Annotated in this window: 17 protein-coding genes; 15 read left to right on the forward strand and 2 right to left on the reverse strand. The window is 35.3% G+C overall.

The genetic code is table 11. The annotated features are described in order from the left end of the window. Window positions 1–709: 709 nt before the first annotated feature. The 7 genes from guaC to PB01_RS04550 all read left to right on the forward strand — a co-directional run bounded on the left by guaC (window position 710) and on the right by PB01_RS04550 (window position 6,884). Window positions 710–1,693, forward strand: coding sequence for a GMP reductase (gene guaC / locus PB01_RS04520; RefSeq protein WP_151699087.1), 984 nt, complete (start codon window positions 710–712; stop codon window positions 1,691–1,693). A 212-nt stretch (window positions 1,694–1,905) separates the two neighbouring features. After that, entirely contained in the window at window positions 1,906–2,328 is a 423-nt protein-coding gene (locus tag PB01_RS04525) for a VOC family protein (RefSeq protein WP_151699088.1), read from the forward strand. Window positions 2,329–2,496: 168 nt separating this feature from the next. After that, entirely contained in the window at window positions 2,497–3,657 is a 1,161-nt protein-coding gene (locus tag PB01_RS04530) for an aminotransferase class I/II-fold pyridoxal phosphate-dependent enzyme (RefSeq protein ID WP_151699089.1), read from the forward strand. A gap of 264 nt (window positions 3,658–3,921) precedes the next feature. After that, window positions 3,922–4,536: a pyroglutamyl-peptidase I gene (locus PB01_RS04535; RefSeq protein WP_151699090.1), complete on the forward strand. Its 615-nt coding sequence runs from the start codon at window positions 3,922–3,924 to the stop codon at window positions 4,534–4,536. Then, on the forward strand, window positions 4,526–5,269 hold the full coding sequence (gene pxpB / locus PB01_RS04540; RefSeq protein ID WP_151699091.1) for a 5-oxoprolinase subunit PxpB: 744 nt from the start codon (window positions 4,526–4,528) through the stop codon (window positions 5,267–5,269). The genes PB01_RS04535 and pxpB overlap by 11 nt, the downstream gene beginning before the upstream one ends. After that, the gene (locus tag PB01_RS04545) at window positions 5,266–6,027 is read left to right on the forward strand and encodes a LamB/YcsF family protein (protein WP_151699092.1); all 762 of its coding nucleotides are present in this window, start codon (window positions 5,266–5,268) and stop codon (window positions 6,025–6,027) included. The genes pxpB and PB01_RS04545 overlap by 4 nt, the downstream gene beginning before the upstream one ends. Beyond that, on the forward strand, window positions 6,027–6,884 hold the full coding sequence (locus PB01_RS04550) for a 5-oxoprolinase subunit C family protein (protein WP_151699093.1): 858 nt from the start codon (window positions 6,027–6,029) through the stop codon (window positions 6,882–6,884). Before PB01_RS04545 ends, PB01_RS04550 begins: the two co-directional genes overlap by 1 nt. Before the next feature lie 114 nt (window positions 6,885–6,998). On the opposite strand, the gene PB01_RS04555 is transcribed toward PB01_RS04550, so the two are convergent. After that, window positions 6,999–7,904 (reverse strand): LCP family glycopolymer transferase, encoded by a 906-nt coding sequence (locus PB01_RS04555; RefSeq protein WP_151699094.1) that lies wholly within the window; start codon window positions 7,902–7,904, stop codon window positions 6,999–7,001. A 271-nt stretch (window positions 7,905–8,175) separates the two neighbouring features. Between PB01_RS04555 and PB01_RS04560 the strand changes: the two genes are divergently transcribed. Next, window positions 8,176–10,143 (forward strand): WD40 repeat domain-containing protein, encoded by a 1,968-nt coding sequence (locus PB01_RS04560; RefSeq protein WP_151699095.1) that lies wholly within the window; start codon window positions 8,176–8,178, stop codon window positions 10,141–10,143. 1,253 nt (window positions 10,144–11,396) lie between these two features. Here the strand turns inward: PB01_RS04560 and secA are convergent. Next, window positions 11,397–13,763, reverse strand: coding sequence for a preprotein translocase subunit SecA (gene secA / locus PB01_RS04565; protein ID WP_192797474.1), 2,367 nt, complete (start codon window positions 13,761–13,763; stop codon window positions 11,397–11,399). 163 nt (window positions 13,764–13,926) lie between these two features. Between secA and PB01_RS04570 the strand changes: the two genes are divergently transcribed. The 7 genes from PB01_RS04570 (at window position 13,927) to PB01_RS04600 (ending at window position 24,016) form a co-directional block, all read left to right on the forward strand. Then, the gene (locus tag PB01_RS04570; RefSeq protein ID WP_151699097.1) at window positions 13,927–16,173 is read left to right on the forward strand and encodes a hypothetical protein; all 2,247 of its coding nucleotides are present in this window, start codon (window positions 13,927–13,929) and stop codon (window positions 16,171–16,173) included. A gap of 202 nt (window positions 16,174–16,375) precedes the next feature. Then, window positions 16,376–18,880, forward strand: a complete 2,505-nt coding sequence (locus tag PB01_RS04575; protein WP_151699098.1) for a phosphodiester glycosidase family protein — start codon at window positions 16,376–16,378, stop codon at window positions 18,878–18,880. A 331-nt stretch (window positions 18,881–19,211) separates the two neighbouring features. Further along, window positions 19,212–19,625 (forward strand): hypothetical protein, encoded by a 414-nt coding sequence (locus PB01_RS04580; RefSeq protein WP_151699099.1) that lies wholly within the window; start codon window positions 19,212–19,214, stop codon window positions 19,623–19,625. A 246-nt stretch (window positions 19,626–19,871) separates the two neighbouring features. After that, the gene (locus tag PB01_RS04585) at window positions 19,872–20,936 is read left to right on the forward strand and encodes a glycosyltransferase family 4 protein (protein ID WP_151699100.1); all 1,065 of its coding nucleotides are present in this window, start codon (window positions 19,872–19,874) and stop codon (window positions 20,934–20,936) included. A 141-nt stretch (window positions 20,937–21,077) separates the two neighbouring features. After that, window positions 21,078–22,193: a DegT/DnrJ/EryC1/StrS family aminotransferase gene (locus PB01_RS04590; protein WP_151699101.1), complete on the forward strand. Its 1,116-nt coding sequence runs from the start codon at window positions 21,078–21,080 to the stop codon at window positions 22,191–22,193. Window positions 22,194–22,265: 72 nt separating this feature from the next. After that, window positions 22,266–23,006, forward strand: a complete 741-nt coding sequence (locus tag PB01_RS04595) for a hypothetical protein (RefSeq protein ID WP_151699102.1) — start codon at window positions 22,266–22,268, stop codon at window positions 23,004–23,006. After that, window positions 23,003–24,016 carry a Gfo/Idh/MocA family protein gene (locus PB01_RS04600; protein ID WP_151699103.1) on the forward strand — a complete coding sequence of 338 codons (1,014 nt, stop codon included), beginning with the start codon at window positions 23,003–23,005 and terminating at the stop codon, window positions 24,014–24,016. The genes PB01_RS04595 and PB01_RS04600 overlap by 4 nt, the downstream gene beginning before the upstream one ends. Window positions 24,017–24,025 lie beyond the last annotated feature (9 nt).

The following is a 24,025-nucleotide window of genomic DNA, read 5'->3' on the forward strand; positions in this document are numbered from 1 at the left end:
ATAAAATCCAATAAATGGTTGGACGAGTCAAACCACGGGGAGAATGCCACTACTTTCTCTTAATAAAGCCTTAACTTTGCATTAAATTATATGTCTCCATTGAAAATATTCCGTATGTTGCGCATTATATATTGGGTGATAATATCCGGATTAGTAGAGTGGATAACTTTGCGCAATACTACTGAATAGTTAATATGTTTCTTCTGGATTGGAGCGAAAGGGCGGCGATTCCTACCGGAGGCCAACAGGATGTTGGTCACGAAGGTGTTGCCACACGATGTGGCGCTTCTAACCTTCGACCCTCTGTGGGCAAATGAGACTTCACAACGTACGCGTAGCGGCGGTGAAGGCTCATCGCTCACCCGGCGGAAAGCGTCCGCCATGCAGCGGAAATCCCTGCGGCAACTTTCTTACGACGTAAAATATCTAAAAAGCGAACTGAAACATATAACTGTAAGCCAGTATTATGTTTTATAAAGTGGAATAATTTAGATAACTAACAAGCTTGATGCAATGTCTAATATTAAGATAACTCTTTAATAATTTGTACCAAGTCAATCTCTGTTACGCAGTTGTCAGCTTTGCCTTCCTTCTTACTTCCATTCTATTATTAAAACCTTTGACATTCGCATGAAAATGATGTAAATTATCCAAGGACGAACATTTAGTTGAACTTTAGTTTTAATATTCGTATTTAGGAGTGTTAATGATGGAAAATGCATTTGATTATGAAGATATTCAATTAATACCGGCGAAATGTATCGTAAATAGCCGATCAGAATGTGATACAACTACAACTTTAGGTGGACATACATTTAAGTTACCTGTAGTACCTGCAAATATGCAGACAATTATAGATGATAAAATTGCTAATTATTTAGCTGAAAATGGATATTTTTATATTATGCATCGTTTTGAACCGGAGAAGCGAGTATCTTTTATTAAAGATATGCAATCTCGTGGATTAATCGCATCCATTAGTGTTGGGGTTAAAGAAGAGGAATATACATTTATTCAGCAATTAGCTGAAGAACAACTTATACCTGAATTCATTACTATTGATATAGCACATGGTCATTCAAATGCAGTAATCGAAATGATTAAACATATTAAGAACCACTTACCTCAAAGTTTTGTGATTGCTGGAAATGTAGGAACTCCAGAAGCAGTGAGAGAGCTAGAAAATGCTGGTGCCGATGCAACAAAAGTTGGTATTGGACCAGGTAAAGTGTGTATCACGAAGATTAAAACAGGATTTGGTACAGGTGGATGGCAATTAGCAGCATTACGTTGGTGTGCAAAGGCAGCTAGTAAACCAATTATTGCTGACGGAGGTATTCGTACGCATGGTGATATAGCTAAATCAGTGCGATTTGGTGCATCAATGGTCATGATTGGTTCTTTATTCGCAGGTCATGAAGAATCACCAGGCGTAACAATAGAAAAAGATGGAAAACTATTTAAAGAATACTTCGGTTCCGCTTCTGAATTCCAAAAAGGTGAAAAGAAAAATGTAGAAGGTAAAAAAATGTTTGTCGAGTACAAAGGCCCTCTAGAAGATACTTTAAGAGAGATGGAACAAGATCTTCAATCTTCTATTTCTTACGCAGGTGGCAACAAACTAGAAGCAATACGCAATGTAGATTATGTTGTCGTAAAGAATTCAATCTTTAACGGCGATAAAGTATACTAAAAAAGTTTTATGGAGCTTTCCCATCAAGTTGACTTGTGGGAAAAGCTCCATTTTTTTGTTGGAAAATAAATTGGTTTAGAAGTGCCATTAACTGTAAAAAAATGATTAAATAGAAATGCATAAAAGTCCGTTATATTTTAAGTGTAAAATGGTACAATGTGTATGGCATTCATTATTGAATGAATAATTCGACAAAAAGAGGAGTGTATCAAATGGCAGTGGATGTATATCTTAATTTTAACGGGAATTGCCGCGATGCTGCAGAGTTTTACGCAGAGGTTTTTAAGACCGAAAAACCACAAATTATGACTTTTGGTGAAGCGCCACCAAGTCCAGATTACACATTACCTGAGGAAGCAAAAGATTTAGTTATGCACACTCGACTTAACATTGGTGGAAGCAACATAATGTTTTCAGATGTTTTTCCAGGATCTCCTTTTATTGAAGGTAATAATGTTAGCTTGGCATTCGTTAGTGCAGATGAAAATGAAGTTAGATCTGCTTTTGAAGCACTTAAAGTAGGCGGAAAAGTAGGTGCAGATCTTCAAGAAACTTTTTTTAGCAAATGCTATGGCAATCTAAAAGATAGATTTGGTATTGAATGGCAAGTAAGTCTAGAAACTGACCAAATGTAACAATAAAAAATGGCTATACAACATTTAACTTTGTTGTATAGCTATTATTTTTTTATTATTCTAACAATTATTATTTACAAGCCAATCTCTGTTATATATCATGAACGTAGGCAGTATATTATCCATTGAAAGCATTATATATTAATAGAGGAAGAAGGATGACTTGAAATGTCTCTAGATTTGAATCCAAGAGCTAAAGTGTTAAAAGTACCTGGCATAAGACAGTTTTCTAATCAGTTAGTTCATTTTCCGAATGCGATTAATTTAACCATTGGACAGCCGGATTTTCCGACGCCTAAAGCAGTGAAAAATGCTGGCATTCAAGCAATAGAACAAAACTTAACGGGGTACTCACATAATGCGGGATTGCTTGAACTAAGAGATGCTGTTAATACCTTCTTCACGAATAAATATGGCTTTTCCTATGATCCACAAAATGAAATTGTCATTACAAATGGGGCAAGTGAAGCAATTGATACTGTCTTTCGCACAATATTAAAAGAAGGGGACGAGGTCATATTACCTGCTCCTTGCTACTCGGGATATGAACCAATTATTCACTTTTGCGGGGCTAAGATTGTTTATTTAGATACGACGGAAACAAATTTTCAACCTTCAGCAGAAAAACTGGCAGAGCTTATAACTGAAAAGACAAAGGCTGTATTCTTTAATTATCCATCCAATCCAACAGGTGTCGTGTTGAGGAAAGAAACTGTGAATCAACTAGTGGATCTATTAATCGAAAAAGATATTTATATTTTAACGGATGAAATTTATAGTGAAAACACTTTTTCAGGGACACATACTTCATTTGCAGCTTATCCAGCATTAAGAAATAAATTATTTTATATTCACGGCTTATCCAAATCACATTCGATGACAGGATGGCGCATAGGATTTTTAATGGGACCAGCAGAAGTAATGGAGCAAGTCGTTAAAGTGCATGCATTTAATACGATTTGTGCCTCTGTACCAGGTCAATATGCAGCTATTGAGGCGTTAATCAATTCAAAAGATACACCAAGTGAGATGAATATTGAGTATATAAAAAGACGTGACTATGTTTTCAATCGTTTAATGGCAATAGGACTACCTGTGGAAAAGCCGAATGGGGCATTTTATATTTTTCCTTCCATTGAAAGACTTGGCATGACTTCGTTTGATTTTGCAACGAAACTATTGCATGAAGGTGGGGTTGCAGTAGTTCCAGGTAGTGTATTTACACCTTTTGGAGAAGGATATATTCGCATTTCGTATGCCTACTCAATGGAGGTACTTGAAAAGGGATTAGATCGAATAGAGGAGTTTATCCTAAATTTAAAAGGTTAGTTGTGCGTTTCATCTATATAGTATAAATTTATTCATATTCACTTGAAGGACATTTTTCCAAATGCGCTTTATTCTATTTTTGAAGCCTTTGTTAACCAGATTGGGGTGCAGCGGATGAGGTAGTATATGACAAAGTGTTAGAAAGCAGTGTAGAATCTCAATATCTTTTTAATTTTGAAATAATAGATTTCCTAAAAATAGCCCAACAGAAACTTTACGAAAATATCGAATACGTCCAATAATTTTACAAACGGAGGCGAAATGATGAAAAAACTACTGTTAACAGGATTCGAACCTTTTTTACATTACACTGTGAATCCTACAATGAAAATTGTTGAGGAATTAGATGGTTTAATCATTGGAGATTATCAAATTATAGGGAATATAATGTCGGTAGATTTTAAATCTTCAGGTAAACAATTGCTAAAATCTTTGGAAGAAATACAACCAGATGTTCATATTTCGCTTGGATTAGCTGCAGGAAGATATAAAATAACGCCGGAACGTATTGCGATTAACTTTAAAGATGGCGATGTAGATAATGAGGGGAATAAACCAGTAGATGAATTAATTCAAGAAGTTGGTGAACCAGGATATTTATCTACATTACCAATTCGTAAAATGGTGAATAAGCTTATCGACAACGGACTACCTGCAGAGATTTCCAATAGTGCTGGTACTTATTTATGTAACAATGTGATGTATGAAGGTCTGCATCATGCAAAAATAATGAATAGTAAAATGCTTTCTGGTTTTATTCATATTCCTGCTTCTCACGAACTTGCTATTCAACATGGTAATATTCCGAGCTGGTCGCACGAGGACTTGAAGAAAAGTATTATAACGTGTATTGAAGTTTTAGAAGAACATGAAAAATAATATGCCTGAAGTGTGGAGAACAGGTGAGAGAACACTTCGATTTAGTTTTGGAGAAGTGATTAGTTTGGAAGTTTACCAATCTGTTCACTCATTCTCTGATTTTTTAATTTCCGAGTGGAATCATTACTTGGAAGAAGTAGTCCCTAGCTATCATACTGTTACAGCATTTTTTAAAAAGTCATCCATCTTAGATACAATAAGAATCGAAGAGGTTCTTGAAAAATGGAAAAGTTATAAAAGAGATAGTACTCATTCCATAACTAGAAAGATTACTATTCCAGTGTGTTATGAGGAGCCATATAGTGAAGACCTGGAAAGAATCGAGCAATTAATCGGTCGCTCAAAAGAGGAAATCATCCATTTACATTCAGAGAAAATATATACAGTTTATATGATTGGTTTTTTACCCGGGTTTCCATACTTAGGTGATTTAAATCCTAAATTGTTTGTCCCTAGACTCAATAAACCGAGAGTCAAAGTTCCCAGGGGTGCGGTTGGTATTGGTGGAAGTCAAACTGGTATTTATCCAATAGAATCACCTGGTGGATGGAATATTATTGGGAGAACCCCTTTAGAAATATTTTCATTAAAACGGGAAAATCCCTTTTTCTTAAAAGCTGGTGATTTATTACAATTCTCTCCAGTTAGTAATGAGGAATATCAAAGCATCGAGTGGGAAATGAAAAATGATTCGAGTGCAAATCATCGATTCATAAAGGAAGTGGATATATGAGAATAGATTTAAATGCAGATGTTGGAGAAAGCTTTGGTCACTACATTCTTGGAGATGATCAAGCGCTTTTTAAAGTAATTACTTCAGCAAATATTGCTTGCGGATTTCATGCAGGTGATTTTACAGTAATGAATAAAACAGTAAAGGCTGCAAAAGATAATCACCTTTCCGTAGGTGCTCATCCTGGCTTTCCCGATATACAAGGATTCGGAAGAAGAAATATAAGTATGAGCGAAACAGAAGTGTATGAAATGGTTGTATATCAAATAGGTGCATTACAAGCATTTTGTCATATTCATCATGTGGCACTTACACATGTAAAACCACATGGCGCACTGTATAATATAGCTGCTGATGATGCAACTATTGCAAGTGCAATTGCCCAAGCAGTATTTGATATTGCGCCGAACGCTATTCTTTTCGGCCTTTGTAATAGTCAATTGCTAGTAGCAGGAAATAATATCGGCCTAAAAACTGCTGGAGAGGCATTTGCTGATCGAAAATATGATGATACAGGTCGTCTAGTTCATCGAAGTCACCCAAATGCAGTACTTACACATTTTGAAGATATAGAGAAACAAGTGGAAAACATCGTGATGAAAAAACAAGTAGAGACTAGTAGTGGAAAAATGATTGAAATAAAAGCGGATACACTTTGCTTTCATGGTGATGGAAAAAATGTAGTGGAAATTGTCCGAAAAACTCGAAAAATACTAGAAGCAAAAAATGTTAAGGTTGCTCCTTTGGAGATGGTTTAATGAAGGAATTATTTCGCGTGTGTAAAGAAGCTGTTTATGCTTCTTTGCAAGATGAAGGTAGAATAGGATATCGTGCATTTGGAATACCTACTGCAGGTCCTATGGATGCCCAAGCTTTCCGTTTAGGAAATAAAATCATCGGAAATTTACCAGATGCTGCAGCGATTGAATTGTTTTTAGGAGGACTTTCTCTAGAAGTATTAGCGACACATACAATTGCAATTGGTGGAGCAGATCTCCATGCAGAAATAGACGGTATGAAAGCTCCTTTATGGAAGACTATTACTGTTACTAAAGGTCAGATACTTTCCTTCACCAAACCAATGCATGGAAGTATAGCATATATTTTCGCGGTAGGTGGATTCGATTCTGTAACAACGTTGGGAAGTAAATCAGCATACCCTAAAGCTAATATTGGTGTCACTATAAAAAAAGGATTGGTTTTGTTCGTACCTAACTTATCACTGCCAAAGTTACAACGTGGGTTAGTTGCATCAGAAATACCTACATATAATCAAGAAGTGGAAGTTGAAGTTTGGCAAAGTCCACATCTGTCCCTAGTCGAAAAAGAAAGCGTCCATACTTTTTTTAATTCGGAGTATACATACAAAGGTGGAGACCGGATGGGCTATTATATTAATGGACCGAAGCTTCATTTTATGAATAAGAGTGATATTCTTTCTGAGGCTACTCAGTTTGGAACAATTCAAGTTCCTTCAAATGGTCAACCTGTCGTATTAATGGCAGATGCTCAGACGGTGGGAGGTTATGCAACGTTAGGCAAAGTTGCTGATAAAGATTTGTGGAAAATAGCACAATTAAGAAATGGTGGAAAGATAAAATTTAAAGAAATCTAAATAAAAAGGGTAGCCCTCTAAATGTAAAATAGAAAGGCTATCCTTTGCTTTGCATTATTTAATCATTAAAGAAAAATTACTCGTAAAATCTTTATATTTAAGTAATAGTTCTTATCACTCCAACCCCAAATGATCCCTCAATTCTTTTGTTACATTCTCTAATTCTTCATGATCCATTATATAATACCAAATACCATTGATTCTCTGACCTTTTCCTTTTTGGAATGCTAAGGTTTCCATATTATTTATTGAGTTTTTATAACCTTTTTGTATATCGATCATCTGTCCAAACGTCATATTTGTTCGAATATTCTGCTGTATGGATGATAAGAAATCTTTGTATTTCCACAAGCTATTGAGGGAAGCACCTTCTTTTAAAATGGCTTGAAGTACTTGTTTCTGCCTTACCTGTCTTCCGAAATCTCCGAGTGGATCATCCATTCGCATTCGAACATAGTTCAATGCCTGCTCTCCGTCCAAATGGATGGTCCCTTTATCAAATGGGTAACCATTCACTTCAAAAAAAGTTGCATTATCAACAGTAACCCCTCCGACAATATCAACAATTTCTAAAAAACTTTCCATATTTACTTGAATTATATAGTCAATCGGGATATTCAGTAGATTCTCTACCGTATTTAAAGCCATATCGTTACCGCCAAAAGCATAGGCGTGATTTATTTTATCTAACTTGTCTCTTCCAATAATTTCGGTATACGTATCTCTTGGAATACTAACCATTTTGGTTGAATCAGTCGATGGGTTAACCGTTAAAATGATAATTGTATCAGACCGTCCTTTGTCATGCTCTCGTTCATCTACACCAAGAAGGAGTAAAGAGAAAGGTTCCTTCTTCACTAGTTCTACTTCGGTAGTTCTTAACTCGGAAACCTTCCGAATTTCAGGTTCATGTATTGTTTCTATAGTAGTAGAAACATCATTATATAAACTGCCTGCATAGACGGCACCACCAATAAAAAAACACGAAATAAGTGTAATCCAGATAATTTTCTTTGACATGAGGAACCTCGTTTCTTTTGTGGACCAATGTATTGTTATTAGTATGAAAAAAATGATGAAATTATTAATAAGCAGTATTGTCAGTATGCATTTCATCCAATTTATTAAGCATTCATTAGGAAATGGAAAAGAGGCTTTTACACCGCAGTATTATTTCAAAGACAGTGTTCTTTAAAAGTATTGTATGATTAATATCAAACTCTATCTATTCTCGAAGTATTTGATAAAATTGGATATGGTATACATATAATGATGGATAACGGAGGATGTTATGAAGACGATTGGACAAAATATTTTACGTATAGGACTATTAATCATGTTTTTAATTGCTGCTTCGAAAGTTTCAGCAGCAACAAATGGAAACCTAGCAAAGGGAGATTTAGAAAAGATTGGCCCCTCTTTTGTTCGAACTGTAGCGATGAGTGGGGTAGCGGCTAATATAAATGGTAAATCTTATCAATATGTAATTCTTCAAGGAGATCCAGCGGTTCTTGCAGTCTATAAGCTACCCACAAAAGAATTGGTAGATCAAGTTAAATTACCGAAATCAACTGCTGCTTGGGCAATTACCGCAGATGCAGGTGGACAAGCTTGGATTGGTGGAACGCCAACCGCTGCTTTATATAGTTATAATCCTACTACGAAGAAATTAACGAACCATGGAACTCCTGATAAAAGTCATACATCTATTTTAGACTTAGAAGTAGTAGGTAATGCGATTTATGGAAGCACTGCTCCTAATGGGAAAGTGTTTAAATTTGAAAACGGAAAATTTACAACGCTTGGAGAAGTTACCGGGGTTCAAAAAAATGCACGTAGCCTTGCTTTTCAAAATGGAAGTGACCGATTATTTGTTGGATCGGGTTCCAAAGCTTCTTTAATCGTTTGGGATTTAAAAACAAATAAAAAAATGGAAATTTTACCTGCAGCATATAAAAATGAAAACGATGTGTATGATCTAGATTATGCGCAAGGACTTATTTTCGCGAAGGTTAGTCCAAGTAAAAAAGTATTAGTATTTGAAGCTAATACGAATAAATTTATAAAAGAATTACCAGCAGGATCTCGAGGGGTTTCCTCTGCTTCTCCGTTGGATGGAAGTGTTTATTATTCGTACATGAAAAATTCATCTACTAGTTTGTATCGCTTTAATCCAAAAACAAGAATTGCAGAAGATATGAAAGTTAATTTGGCAGGAACAGAGGCAGTTTCCCTAGACTTTGTTAAAATACCTTCGGGAGAAACAATATTAACAGGATTGTTAGGCAATACGGGGACGCATCTTCTATATAATGTATCCAATAATAATGTAGAAATTGCAAAATTAAATTTGCCTGAACAAAGTGTTCCTATTCATACTATTGGTTCGGACAATACCGGGAGTATATTCACTAGCGGTTATGTTTCTGGACAAATATCTATTTTTAGTCCAATCACTACAGATAAAACATTAATTACAGGTATCGGGCAAGTAGAGGGAATGATTGCATACAATGGAGGAATGTATTTAGGCGTTTATCCAGCAGGTGAAGTAATGTATTATCATCCCGTTACTAATCCGTACGGAACTTCTATTTTTTCGGTTGCGCAAATGGGACAAAATAGACCTATTTCATTAGCGGTGGCTCCTAATGAAAAGGTACTCGCGGTGGGTTCGCACCCAAAACAAGGGACTGTATCCGGAAGCCTAAGTTATTATAATCTAGACACGAAAAAAGTGTCTCATAGGAAAGCGTTATTTCCAAATCAAAGTATTGTTTCATTAACCTATTCTAATGGATTCTTTTATGGAGGTACTTCCACATTCGCCAATAGTAAGTCAGAAGGTATAGGAACAGCGAAATTTTTTAGAATATCAGCTAAAAATATTAATGCGCAACCTGAAGAATTATCTTCCCCAATTGCGAAGCCAAGACTTATCTCAGCAATGGTAGCAGGTCCTGCTTCTACTATTTGGGGAGTAGCTGATGGAACTGTATTCGTTTACAATTCAAAGACAAAAAAATCTCAATCTATATTAGTCGTAAGCCGAACAAGTGGACAAATTCGAAATGGATCCCTTGTGGATGGAAAAGATGGATATATGTATGGAACAATTGAGAATAAATTATTTCGTATTCATATGACATCTTATAAACTTGAAATGTTAGGGAGCCAACTTGCAAATGGAGTAGCATTAGGTGCGGATGGAAATATCTATTTCACAAATGGTGGTGACATTTGGCGATATATAAAATAAAACGCATGTTGATTTGGTCAAATGAGACAGTAATTTACGAGACGCTGAAAAAGTGAAATTCAAATAAATTTGCCGCCGCGCTAAATACTCTTAACGCAATCATTTCCTGATTAATCTTAGATTCAATTCAACTTATTATTTCAGTAGTTTTTACTTTTATTGTAAAAAAATATGATGCAATAGGCATACTATAATAATTGGTGAAACTAAAGAAAAAATAAGTAGAAACAATCGATAAAGAAGCACTAAGCGGACGAAATTGACTCTTTGTCCGCTTTTGAAAGAGTAGGACAGGATATTATTTTTAATTATCCAAACTTTATGCACTATGTTTCTACACAAATCATTATGGAGACGGATAAACATCTGCCACAAGATTACAGAAAAAAGTGGATCATGAAGTGACGAAGTCACTTCATGATCCACAAAAATTCTAACGGTAATAGTGTAGCAAATGTTTCGTCCAAAGAACTCTAGAAATAGAGAAGACAAAATGCACTTAAAGGACGCTAGCGTTTTTCTTACAAGATAAGAAAGTATATGGTTAATCGTACTGTGAAACCAGTGTTCATAGTGCTTTAAAGAATTATATAATACCGCGGATTTTCGTTTCAGGTGGACGCGTTCCGCGGGGGCGCCGCATTCGCGTCGTTTGCGATGGCACATCTGTCTCCGAGGAACGAAGGCTAAGAGCGCCACATCGTGTGGCAATGCCTTCGTGACCAACATCCTGTTGGCCTCCGTCTGGAGTCGCCACCTTTCACTACAATCCATTAAGCGAGTAGTACCTAACAAGAAGATTTTGCTCAGCTATCGCTAAGAATCCAGTATTAGTAAGGAATCATAGTATAATTTCAAGGGTTAGATACTTTAGTTTTTTTTAGTTTTACCGTACACAGTATACACGAATCAGTGGGTGTATCATTAGAGTAGGTGTTACTAGAGAAAAATAGATAGCATCCATTATTTAAAGAAGCGCTGAGCGGATGAAATTGCATCTTCGTCCGCTTTTAAAAGAATAGGAAAGGATTTATTCTCTCATTAACCAAAACAAATGCATTATGTCTTTACATTTTTCAAGATGGCGACGGACAAACAACCGCCACCAGATTACCCAAAAAAGTGGATGGAGAAGTGACGCAGTCACTTCTCCATCCACAAAAATTCCCGAGGTAATAGTCTAGCAAATGTTTCGTCCAAAGCACTCTAGAAATAGAGAAGACCAGGTGCACATAAAGACGCTTACGTTTTTCTTATTGGTTTTTCGTTGCATTCAGTTGTAGGTAATAGCGAATGATATCTCTATAGAAAGTATGGAGCATTTCATTGAACAAATGAAGTGCATCGTAAGAATATAGGCGATATGGATCTTCTTGCCCGTATCCACGTATGCTGATACCTTCTCTTAAATGATGAAGATTACCTAAATGAGTAATCCAAAGTCTGTCTAATATTTCCATGTAATTAGTCTGGATATCACGCCAGATTTCATCTTCTATACATGCATTATTTGAGATTTGTAACGATTCACTATAAACACTTTCTAATGACTTTTTCAGCTGATCTTTGTTCTCGATATTAAGAGATGCATATTTATTTTCCTCATTAGAGGTTAGTAAAGAGATAATTTTAATTTCGTCAATTATTTCATTTAAGTTAATAGAGTGGCTAGCATTGTCTACATTTAGTTCAGAAAGTTCATCGACAAGCGTGTTATGGCGTTCATGCATGGCATCGATGATGAGTGCTTGCATATTTTCAACTTTTAAAGCCTTTTCACGGTAATTATACATGACTTTTTGTTGATCGTTATTGATATCATCTAGTTTCAATAGATGAGAACGACTGGAGAAATGCATGCCTTCAATTACATTTTGTACATTGTATACGAACTTTGTAGGGTTAGGTGATAGGACTAAACCGGTGTTATCCGCTTTTACTTTACCTTTATATTTAGCAAATTCATCTTCATCATAATAATGGAATAGTTCGTCTTCCAATGAAACGATAAAATGAGTACTACCTGGATCACCTTGACGCCCACCACGCCCACGAAGCTGCATATCAATACGAGCACTACTATGGAGCTCAGTACCAATGATATGTAGACCACCAAGTTCTGCAACGCCTTCTCCTAAAATGATATCCGTTCCTCGACCAGCCATATTTGTAGCAAGCATAATTTTGTTTAATTGTCCTGCATTCGAAATCAATTCTGCTTCGTCTTCTACTGTTTTTGCATTTAAAATAGAGTGTTTAATGCCAAGTTCATGTAAATGAGTAGAATATTTTTCGGATTGTTCAATAGAAGTAGTTCCGATTAAAACAGGTTGTCCATTATTATGGTGTTTTTGTGTTTCTTCTACAATCTTTTTCATTTTATCTTCAGCCGTTAAATATACTAGCGTTTCCATGTCCACTCGCATATTTGGTTTATTTGTAGGAATTTCAGTTACTCTTAAGTTGTATGTTTCCCAAAACTCTTCACGTGATGGAACTGCGCTTCCAGTCATACCGGAAACATGTTTATATAATCTAAAATAATGCTGAATCATTACGGAAGCTTGGGTATTATTTTCTTCTTTAATCGTTACTTTTTCTTTTGCTTCTATTGCTTGATGAAGTCCATCGCTAAATGTGCGCCCTTCCATAATACGGCCGGTATATGGGTCCACAATCATGATTTTATCTTCTTTTACAATATAATCTACATCTTTACGCATAACTACTTTAGCACGAAGTGTTTGCATCGCGATATGCATAAATTCACGGTGCTCACTATCGTATACATTATCAATGCCAAAAGCAGATTCTAGACGATCTGCGCCACTATCCAATAATACAATTTGCTTTGTTTCTGGATAATAATTATAGTCCTCATTATCTTTGAAAGAGTCGATGACAAGGTGCATGATTGGAAATAAATTCAAGCTTGCATTTGATTTACCAGCAAGGATTAATGGTGTTCTTGCCTCATCAATTAATATACTATCGACCTCATCAATCAAGGCATAAAAAAGAGGTCGCTGTACAAGGTCTTCAACACTTCGCACCATATGATCTCTTAAATAATCAAAGCCAAACTCTGTTCCTGTACCATACGTAATATCGCACTTATATGCTGATTGTTTTTCATAGCTTTCAATTCCAGAAATATTCAAACCAACTGTTAATCCTAAAAATTCAAACAAAGGTTTCATCTGTTCGAAATCTCGACTTGCCAAATACTCATTTGCCGTAATGATATGTGTTCCTTTTCTATATAACGCCATTACATATGCAGGTAGAGTAGCAACTAAAGTTTTTCCTTCTCCAGTTTGCATTTGAGCAATTTGAGATTGGGTTAGAACTGCGCCACCCATAAGTTGGGAGTCATAATGACGCATTCCTAGTACTCGTTTAGATGCTTCACGAACTACAGCGAATGCCTCCACGATTAATTCTTCTGGAGAAACTCCATTACTTAACTGTTCACTGAATTTATCTGTGTAAGATTTTAACTCAGCATCGGTTTTATTTGCAAATGAATCTTCTAAAGCATTTATTTTGTAAACTATTTTTTTTAGCTGTTTTAGTTCAATTACTTCACCAGAAATCATTTTTTTAATAGAATGTAGCATGTTCATTCTCCCTACTTTTAAATTCCAAACTTCATTATATCATGAAACAAACTAACTAGCATTTACAAGATAAGTTGCTAATATTTCAATTATATTACAAGAATAAGTTTTAAATGTTTCCAAATGATGTTAATGTTAAAATAGAATTGAAGGAGGTTTTATTGTGAAGAAGGTTTATATTCCAGTAATAGTAGCAATGCTATTAACACCAATAGGAAGTATTGCAAATGCTGAAGAATTGGTGTTGCCAAAAAATGAAAATAGTAATAGTGAAGAAATTGTGGAAGTTGATAGAAATATCGAAGAATGGTTAGAGGATGTAGTAGAGGCTGAACCAGAAGAAAAAGTAAATTTGGAAGGCCATGAAAACCTAGGTCCAGTAATTTTTAAAACTTCCGCCATTACATCTAAAATAGCTGCGAATATCAAGGGCGATTACTTTATTTATTACATCATGCATGGTTCTCCAACAGCTTTAGTTGTAGTAGATTATCAAACAAAGGAAATTGTACATAGTTTTACTTTAGAAGATTCTAAAAGTGCTTGGGGATTAGATGTAGATAAAAACGGAAAGCTTTGGGTTGGGGGTTCAGTTTCAAGTGTTCTTTATAGTTATGATCCAAACACCGAAGTTTTTGAAAAACATGGAGCCATTTTTTCAAATAAAAGTGATACATCTATTCAAGATCTAATAGTAGAAGGAAATAAAGTATATGTTGGTTCTGCTTATGGTGGATCACTTGCGTCATATGACACAATAACAAAAAAGATTGAAGAGTTTGGACAAATACGTAAAAGAAGAGAGTTTGTAAAAGCGATAGCAGCCGATGAAAAAACAGATGAAATTTTTGTGTCCATTGGCTCTCCAATGGATTTGTTAGTAAAAAAACCTAAAACAAAAAATTTCACTTCCTTTTTGCCGGCAAAATATATGTCTGAAAAATATGCTCAGGACTTAATATTAACAGATAAATATCTCGTTGCGCGATTACATCCTTCTAATAAAGCGGTAGTTTTTGATAGAAAGACGCTAAAAATAGTAGATGAATTTGATTTAAATTCCAAAACGCTTTCTAAATTATCACCTGATGGGAAATCTTTGTATTATACAAAAGAACAACAATTAATAAAATATGATTTCAGTACAAAAGAGCATACAGAACTGGGATTGTTTTTACCAAAAGGAACAGAAGCTATTAACTTAGACTTTGTTATGAAAAATACAAAAGCGATAGAAGAAGGTAAAAAAGACAAAGAAGAGTTAAAAGAAAATACTTCGGTTGTTACACACAATGATAAGAGCATTCTGGATATAGTAAACTCACCACTGCACCATTCAACAATTCCAATCCTTGAAGAATCTAAGGAAGAAGAATCGAAAGAATGGGTATTATCTGGAATGGTAGATAATTTAGGGCAATTATTTGAGTACAATCCTCAAACGCAAGAAATGAATTATCTTAAATTTGATTTACCAGAGCAACCAGTAGAACTATATACATTAGCTTCTAGCTCAGATGGCACAAAAATCTTTGCAAATGGCTATATGTCGGGGGGACTTGCGACATACGACGTTGCAACTGGAAATAGAGAGTTATATCGAAATGTTAGTCAAATCGAAACGATGTTTGACATTAATAACAAACTTTATATTGGAGCATATCCGCTTGCTAGATTGTTAGTTTATGATCGTTCACTTCCTTGGAATACTGATAATCCAAATGAAGTTATTCGAATGAGCCAATATGGGCAAGAACGAACAACTGCTGTAACACCTTTTAATGACGGGAAAGAAATTATTTTTGGAACTTTACCAGATGCAAGTGTTGGTGGTGGGGATCTAGCATTTTATGATACCATCACAAAGAAAATTGACGTATATGAAGATTATATTTACAACCAAAGTATCGTTTCTTTGGTAAGTAGAGGATCTCAAGTATTTGGTGGAACGTCTATTCATGCAAATCAACAAGTAAATCCAAGAGGGGCAAGATTCTTCTATTTCAATAGAAGAAATCCAGAGGATAAAACATACATTAATCTACCTTTTGACTCTAGTATGATTACAAGTTTAATAGTAGATAGTAATAAAAAAATATGGGGTATGGCAGATGGAAAACTATTCGTTTATACAGATGAAGGGACAGAAGTTAGATCCGTTGAGCTATTGCCTTTAATCTCAGGTAGATTCCGTAATGCACAAATTGTAGATAGTGACGATGGGTATATTTTCGGAAGTGTCGAAGGGAAGCTTTTTAGAGTAAGTAAAGATAACTTAACTGTAGAGTGGTTGAAAGACAAAGGGGTTTATGGTCTTGCGAAAGATGTGAACGGAGACCTTTACTATAATGATGGCGGAAGTAATCTATGGAAATATACAATTGAAAAAAACCGAAAGAAAAAGCAATAATAACAATGAGATAAATGGAAAACGAAATATAGAAGAAACGAAAGTGATGGTACATGAGGAGATAATTCCATAGATATTACTTAAATAGTTATTTGACCCCGAACGAGAACTGCTCTTGGGCAAATTCGCCGCAGAAGAACGTTGCTTGTCGGGGCAGACATAGGCGCTTGCGCATTACTTAAAAAAGGAGAATATTAATTTAATGAAACAAAAATTGCTTTACCTTTTTATCGTTTTTGCAATTGTCACGGGTGCACTATTCCAACCAAATCAGGCGGAAGCACAAACAACAAATGTTTATTGGGACGGTATTTTAATGGTTCCTGGTCAAGTAGGTAAAATTAAAGTAATAAAACCAATTAATCTATGGAAACGTACTCCTAGCGGATTAGTCTTTGAAAGAGTCTTAAAAGTTGGCGAACAATATCGAGTATACCGCTATGATAATTTATACGGTGGTCAATATGGACTTGGCGGAAATATGTATATTACTAAAATTGCTGGATATGTAGAGTACAAAACGCCGTCCAAAGCGAAATTACAAGAACTTGCAGTAGCGCAAGGAACTCCGAGTACAGGACCGGGTAATTCAACTTCATTATTCCCAACAGAACCTACACCTACTCTAACTGGTGGGAAAGTATTGAGTCAATCCGTTACTCAAATTGCTCCAGGTATACGGAAGAAATACTTTGATATAGATGGAGAAATTGGTAAACAAAACCTTTTTGTTGTCGATTTTGATGGAAAAACTGCTAATATCGAATTAAAAACAGAGCTTGCAAAAGACCAACTCATTGGTCTGGAAACAACCTCATCACAAGCGAACAGTGTAAAACAAAATGATTCTTATCACGTTGTTGCTGGAGTTAATGCGGATTATTTTGATAGCCAAGGACAACCGATTGATTTAATGATGATGGAAGGATCCATTGTGTCAACACCACAAACTGCGCTGAATGAATTAGCTGTTTTAGGTATTAAAGCAGATGGAAAAGCAGTTATAGGAGCTCCTCAAGTATTGATGAATGTTTCCGTAAATGGACAACAATCATATGCGATTAATTCGGTTAATAGAAAAAGATTGGCAAACCAATTAGTCGTTTATACGAGAGATTTTGCCGCAACAACAAATACGAACGAGCTTGGTACGGAAGTAAGAGTTAAAGTGGAGTCTGGTAAGTTAAATGGAAAAGAAATTTTAACTGGTACAGTTATTGAAAATGTCACAGGTGTTGGAAATGCTTCATTAAATAGAAATGAAATCATCTTATCTGGACATAACTTCGCAAGTCAGTTCTTACAAACTATACAAGTTGGGGACAAAATTGAGATAAATACAAGCTTTACTCCTGCAGAATGGAATGATGTGAGAGAAGCGGTAAGCGGACGATATCATTTAGTGAAAAATGGAACACTTCAAACAATCCAAGTAGCAGGCGTTGCTCCCCGAACTGCAGTAGGTATTCGGAGCGATGGAAGTATCTTCACGGCTGTTATTGATGGCAGAACAAGCAATAGTAAAGGGTTAACTTTACAGAACACTGCTAAACTCATGAAAGATTTAGGTGCAAACTATGCCATGACATTTGACGGTGGAGGATCTTCTACTGTAGTTACTAGAGAACTAGGGAATGACAAAGTAACGGTAGTAAATAAACCGTCAGATGGGTATGAACGTTCGGTTTCAAACACTTTATTATTTATTAGTAAATATAAAACAAGTACATTAAATACAATTGCTCCAACTTCGAATGTATTAGAAGTATTCCAGGGTGCTGCATATACAGATTTGTCTGTCCCAGTTAAAGGAATCGACCAATATATGAATCCAGTAGCAGTGTCAGGAAGTGGAAAGGTAACTTCTTCTGCTTTGACTACAAGTGGTGGCAAACAAGTCGTTTCAGCTAGCCCGGGAACATATGATGGAGTTGTAACGTATGATGGGAAATCAACAACTATCAAACTAGTAGTAACGAATACTTTAGATAGTATTGTTGCTTCGAATAGTTATTTACAAGTACAAAAAGGACAGGCTATTCAACTTTCTGCAAAAGGAATGAAAAATGGACAAGCAGTCTTAACAGAAGCTTCTGCATTTAATTGGACAGCAACAGGTGGAACTGTTCTAGCAAATGGCAAGTTTACTGCACAAAATAAAGACGGAATTGGTACGATTACCATAAAATATGGTTCGAAATCTATTACAATACCGGTTATAGTAGGAGAAGTAGCGCCTACTATATTAGAATCTTTTAATAAAGGTATTTTAAATTACGAAGCAACTGGAGATCGAGTGAAATCTGTTTCTGTTCAAGAGGTAGTGAATGACCGAGACGGTACAAAAGCGTTAAAACTCGTATATGACTTTACAGGTACTTCTGGTACGTCTGGCGCATATGTGAAAGCAAAAACGAATTTAACGATTAGTACTCCTCCGAAAAAAATTGGTATGTGGGTAAAAGGTGATGGAAAAGGAAATTGGTTAAGAGCTCAGTTAGTTGATGCAACTGGTAAAGTAATTCAGCTAGATCTAGACAAAAATGTCAATTGGACAGACTGGAAATTTGTCGAGGCAAGTGTTCCAACTGGTTTAACCTACCCACTGAAAATGGATTTACCAATTCGATATATGCAAACGGAAAATGCTAATAAATCGAATGGGGAAATCATTATTGATGATATCCAAGCCATCTATAAAGATTGATCATAGAGTTAATTTCATAAATAGCATTTCATTATTGATACACGAACAAGGATTATCTTATTGATTGGAGCGACAGATGAGACATCGCAAACGACACGAATGCGGCGGGGATGACTCATCGCTCAACCCGTCGATAGCGGAAATTATGCTGATTTATGAAGAGTATATTAGACATAATCTCACATTTCACTTTAATTTTGTTCGTGTTTTATGCTCTAACTTTGAATTATGAAACTGACTCCATAAGCAAAAGGATCTAGTTATTGCAGTGACTTTAGATATGTGTTAACGTAATTGGTAAGGATTTAGAGCTAACTGTGGAGGGAAATACATGACTTCGGAAGAAAAAAATATGGGGAATATTAATTCGCCTAGTTCTATAGCAGATGAGCAAGCCCTAAAGGTTATTGGCTATTATAAACGTCAAGCTTGGGCTTTAAAAGTTTTTGATAAAATTGATCAAGACAATGTAATTGCGGATGGTACTAATGTAGTACTTGCTTCTTCTATTATCCAATCTACAAACAATTTGTATTTTCCTGCTTACATGCGAATAAGTACGATAGAAGAAGGAAAAGTGGTTGGAGCTTATTTAATCATAGAAGAAGATGATAGTTTTCAATTATTGCCTCTAGAAAGAGCTTTAGAAGAATTACAAATGAATGAATTGTTACCATTCAAGTATCGAACACTAGGTCAAATTGACGGTGATACGTATCAAGTTAACTGGCCTGATTTTTCATAAAAAAACGAGCGTTTACACAAGTATTAATATCAAAAGAAATGCGATATTTATTATGGCGTGAGAAAGACTGATTTTCGCTAATAACGATGCGAAAAGTCAGTCTTTTCTTTCTTTATATTAAACTTGGTTACAACTCTATTTTTATAGTATAATCATTAATTGAAGAAACTTTAATATTGCTAACACGTCTATTAATGAAGAACATACTAATTACTACTATTAAATAAAAAGACAAGGATGATATTTTTGGATATAAAATTACTTCTTGCTTTTATCGTATCACTGGTAACCGCAATTGCTGTTACACCACTTGTTATTAAATTGGCACATAAAATAGGAGCTGTAGATAAACCTTCGGAACGAAAGGTTCATCAAAATGTGATGCCTAGATTAGGTGGTCTTGCAATATTTATTGCAGTAACTGTTGGATATTTTGTGGCAGGATTATATGAAGCAAAGATTAATGGAATAATTGTTGGTGCATTGATCATCATTGTTTTGGGAATAATAGATGATAAATATGAAATTTCTGCGAAAGTTAAATTAGCAGGCCAAATACTTGCTGCCTGTGCAGTAATGGGTAGTGGTTTGACAATTCAAGTACTAAATATTCCATTTTTAGGTGTATTTGATCTAGGGATTTTTTCATATGTAGTTACTTTACTATGGATTTTAGCCATAACAAATGCGATTAACTTAATTGATGGATTAGATGGATTATCTGCTGGTATTTCTTCCATTGTATTTGCAAGTATTGCTTTTCTAGCATTTTCTGCAGATAAAATGTTGATATTAACACTCTCTTTAGTTTTATTAGGAAGTACACTTGGGTTTTTATTCCACAACTTTTATCCAGCAAAGATTTTTATGGGAGATACTGGATCCATGTTTTTAGGATACTCTATTGCTATATTATCCTTACTAGGATTGTTTAAAAGTGTGACATTGTTTAGCTTTGTTGTACCAGTTATGATTTTAGGTGTACCAATATTTGATACTTCGTTTGCGATAATTCGTAGACTTGTAAATAGAAAGCCCATATCCGTTGCGGATAAATCACATTTACATCATCGATTGTTAGCGCTCGGACTATCACATCGAGATACTGTGTTAGTAATATATGGTTTTGGTTTGATATTTAGTATCTCGGCGATTACATTTGAAACATTAACGTTAAGATGGGCTATTTTCATTGTTGTTTTTATTTTAATCGCATTTGAAATTGTTGCAGAAAAAATTGGTCTCGTAAATGACGAGTATCGACCAATAATAGCTGTTTTCCGTAAGGTTGTTGGGTATAAGCGCAACTAGCTTTTAGACTGATGACAAGCGTTTTCAAGTCAGTCAGAGATATCCACTAATTATTTTAGAGCATTCTAGAACTTAGGGATTTTGCGCTTTTCACATAATAATATTTATTAAATAATTCATTGAATGGTTGGTGTAAACGAGATGAAAGTACCAATGTTAGATTTATCCGAGCAGTATTCATATTTAAAAAGTGAAGTATTAGAAGCACTAGATAGTGTTATGAGTAGTTCACAATTTATTTTAGGTAATAACGTGAAGAAACTGGAAGCGGATATCGCTAAGTATAGTCATGTTGCTCATGGTATCGGTTGTGGAAATGGTAGTGATGCAATTCATATTGCTCTACAAGCAGCGGGGGTTGGTGCTGGAGATGAAGTAATTACGACACCATTTACATTTTTTGCAACAGGTGGAGCAATTGTAAGAGCTGGAGCAACTCCAGTTTATGCGGACATTGACCCAGTATCCTTTAATCTAGATCCAAACGAAATTGAAAAACATATTACAGATAAAACAAAAGCGATTATTCCGGTTCATTTATATGGTCAAATGGCGGATATGGTAAGTATTCGTAAAATCGCTGATAAACATAATTTAGTTGTTATTGAAGATGCAGCACAAGCAATTGGTTCAAAACAAGGAGAATTTTCAGTTGGAGAACTAGGCGATGCAGCTACTTATAGTTTTTTCCCAACTAAGAATCTTGGTGCCTATGGCGACGCTGGAATGGTCGTTACGAATAATGATGATATTGCTGAAAAGAGTAAAGTAATAAGAGTACATGGCAGTAAACCGAAATATTACCATCATGTGCTTGGATATAATAGTCGCTTAGATGAAATGCAGGCAGCAATATTAAATGTTAAGTTCCCGCATTTAGATAAATGGGGTGAGCAACGTAGAAAACATGCAGACTTTTACACAAATTTACTAAATGAAAGAGTGTCTGAGTATGTGCAAACACCTGTAAAAGTAAAAGGTTTCTATCATGTGTTCCATCAATACACGATATTGACAGACCGCCGTGATGAATTACAAGCTTATTTAAATGAAAATGGCGTTTCTACGATGATTTATTATCCACTACCATTGCATCTTCAGCCTGTTTTTGAAAACTTAGGATATAAAACAGGGGATTTCCCTAAAGCAGAAAAAGCGGCAAATGAAGCTCTTTCTTTACCGATGTTTCCTGAGTTGAAAGAAGAACAACAAAAATACGTAGTTGAAAAAATTGCGGAGTTTTTTGCAAAAAAATAATGAAATGGTGAATTGGTAGAGGGAGACGTGTATACGTTTCCCTCTACCTGCCTGTATTGAAGGAGAAGTGTAATGACTGAAAATAAGAGTTACCGATTATATGATTCATTAGAATTCTTTTGGAATAAGAAGATTTGGTTTATTATTATTCCAATAGTTGTGGCTTTACTAGGATTTGTAGGTTCAATGTTAATACCTAAAGATGGTGACTATGTTGGAAAAAGCATCGTATTCACAGGATCTGTAAAAATAGAGGCGTTAACAAATCCAGAACATATTATGACTATGTACGGAAAGCATTTTACAGGAAATACAGATGTATTTGTTCCAACTAGAAGTTATATTAAAACAGAAACTTATGGGAATAATAAAGAAGAAGTAACAAAAGAACTTAATCAGTTCAATGATCAATTGTTTGGTGCTCTAATGGATCAATATAATAAAATTATTGCAGGAACTGAAAATTACGCAAAAATTCAAGCGGAGCGTATAGAAACATTAAAAACTGCGGTTGAAGCTTATAAAGGTGCTTTGGCAAGCACTGATAATGTAACGGTAAACAATAATTACGCGATGTTGTTAAGTGCAGCTGAAATGGATTTAACGAATGCATTAGCGACCGAACAACGTGTAAAAAATGATATTCTAGTATATGAAAAACCTAATATTGCTAAAGCTACTACTGTTGTGAAAACAAAATCATATGGCTTAGAAGGTACAATTGCTGGATTTATTTTTGGGATTTTAATAACTATATTTGTTTTATCTTTATGGAAATACATTTTAGAAGCTAGAGGGAGTAAAAGAGCATGATTCAATTTGCAATTGTAGGTATGGGTTTCATCGCAGATAAACATATAGCTGCTATTCGCAATACAGAAGGTGCAAACCTATTTGCCATTTGTGATAATAACCCGGATCGTTTAACTATAGACGATGAGAATGTCTTAAAATATACGGACTTAGAAAAAATGCTTTCGGACAACCCTCAAATTGATGTTGTGAATATTTGTGTACCGTCCGGTCTTCACGCAACTTTGACGAAGGTTGTTGCTAAATATAAGAAACATATTATTACGGAAAAACCTATGGCACTAAATTCGGCGGATGCAAAAGAAATGATGGAAGTAGCAGAAAAAGAAGGCGTAAAACTAGCTATCGTACATCCGAATCGTTATCGTCCGGCAATTATGGAAGTTCGTAAATTAATGGATGCAGAAAAGTTTGGTAAGTTAAGTCATGCAAATGCAACAGTTCGATGGAATAGAGGTCAAGAATATTACGACCAAGCTCCATGGAGAGGTACGAAGAAGTTTGATGGTGGCGTGTTGATGAATCAGGCAATACATAATTTAGACTTACTTCTTTGGTTTATGGGTCCAGTAAAATCTGTTCAAGGGATGGTAGCGACTAGATTCCGCGATATAGAAACAGAAGATGTTGCAACTGGGCTAGTCGAATTTGAAAGTGGTGCACTTGGTGTTGTAGAAGCAGCAACGACAATTTATCCTCAAAATTTAGAAGAATCTCTTTCCATTTTTGGTGAAACTGCTAGCGTGAAAGTTAGTGGGAAAAATGCTTTATTCATCGAAACATGGGATGTTGAAGGAGTTAAAGAAGAGGAAGTCGAAGCACTTAAAGCCAATATACAAAATGAGCCTTGGGGCAAAAAAGGTCATGACTGTATTATCGAAGATATGGTAGCTGCGATCAAAGAAAACAGAGAGCCTGCAGTGAGTGGGGTAGACGGTTATAACCCAGTTCGTTTAATCGAAGCAATTATTGAATCATCTGAAACAGGGAAACGTATCACATTCTCGTAAACAGAAAAA

The sequence above is a fragment of the Psychrobacillus glaciei genome, from assembly GCF_008973485.1.
In the GTDB taxonomy this organism is placed as follows: domain Bacteria; phylum Bacillota; class Bacilli; order Bacillales_A; family Planococcaceae; genus Psychrobacillus; species Psychrobacillus glaciei.

Coding starts and splice junctions, on each gene's coding strand:
- PB01_RS04530 (WP_151699089.1), top strand. CDS start 2,497: ATGTCTCTAGATTTGAATCCAAGAGCTAAAGTGTTAAAAGTACCTGGC.
- PB01_RS04550 (WP_151699093.1), top strand. CDS start 6,027: ATGAAGGAATTATTTCGCGTGTGTAAAGAAGCTGTTTATGCTTCTTTG.
- PB01_RS04590 (WP_151699101.1), top strand. CDS start 21,078: ATGAAAGTACCAATGTTAGATTTATCCGAGCAGTATTCATATTTAAAA.
- secA (WP_192797474.1), bottom strand. CDS start 13,763: ATGCTACATTCTATTAAAAAAATGATTTCTGGTGAAGTAATTGAACTA.
- pxpB (WP_151699091.1), top strand. CDS start 4,526: ATGAAAAATAATATGCCTGAAGTGTGGAGAACAGGTGAGAGAACACTT.
- PB01_RS04525 (WP_151699088.1), top strand. CDS start 1,906: ATGGCAGTGGATGTATATCTTAATTTTAACGGGAATTGCCGCGATGCT.
- PB01_RS04535 (WP_151699090.1), top strand. CDS start 3,922: ATGAAAAAACTACTGTTAACAGGATTCGAACCTTTTTTACATTACACT.
- PB01_RS04595 (WP_151699102.1), top strand. CDS start 22,266: ATGACTGAAAATAAGAGTTACCGATTATATGATTCATTAGAATTCTTT.
- PB01_RS04600 (WP_151699103.1), top strand. CDS start 23,003: ATGATTCAATTTGCAATTGTAGGTATGGGTTTCATCGCAGATAAACAT.
- PB01_RS04575 (WP_151699098.1), top strand. CDS start 16,376: ATGAAACAAAAATTGCTTTACCTTTTTATCGTTTTTGCAATTGTCACG.
- PB01_RS04555 (WP_151699094.1), bottom strand. CDS start 7,904: ATGTCAAAGAAAATTATCTGGATTACACTTATTTCGTGTTTTTTTATT.
- guaC (WP_151699087.1), top strand. CDS start 710: ATGGAAAATGCATTTGATTATGAAGATATTCAATTAATACCGGCGAAA.
- PB01_RS04560 (WP_151699095.1), top strand. CDS start 8,176: ATGAAGACGATTGGACAAAATATTTTACGTATAGGACTATTAATCATG.
- PB01_RS04580 (WP_151699099.1), top strand. CDS start 19,212: ATGACTTCGGAAGAAAAAAATATGGGGAATATTAATTCGCCTAGTTCT.
- PB01_RS04545 (WP_151699092.1), top strand. CDS start 5,266: ATGAGAATAGATTTAAATGCAGATGTTGGAGAAAGCTTTGGTCACTAC.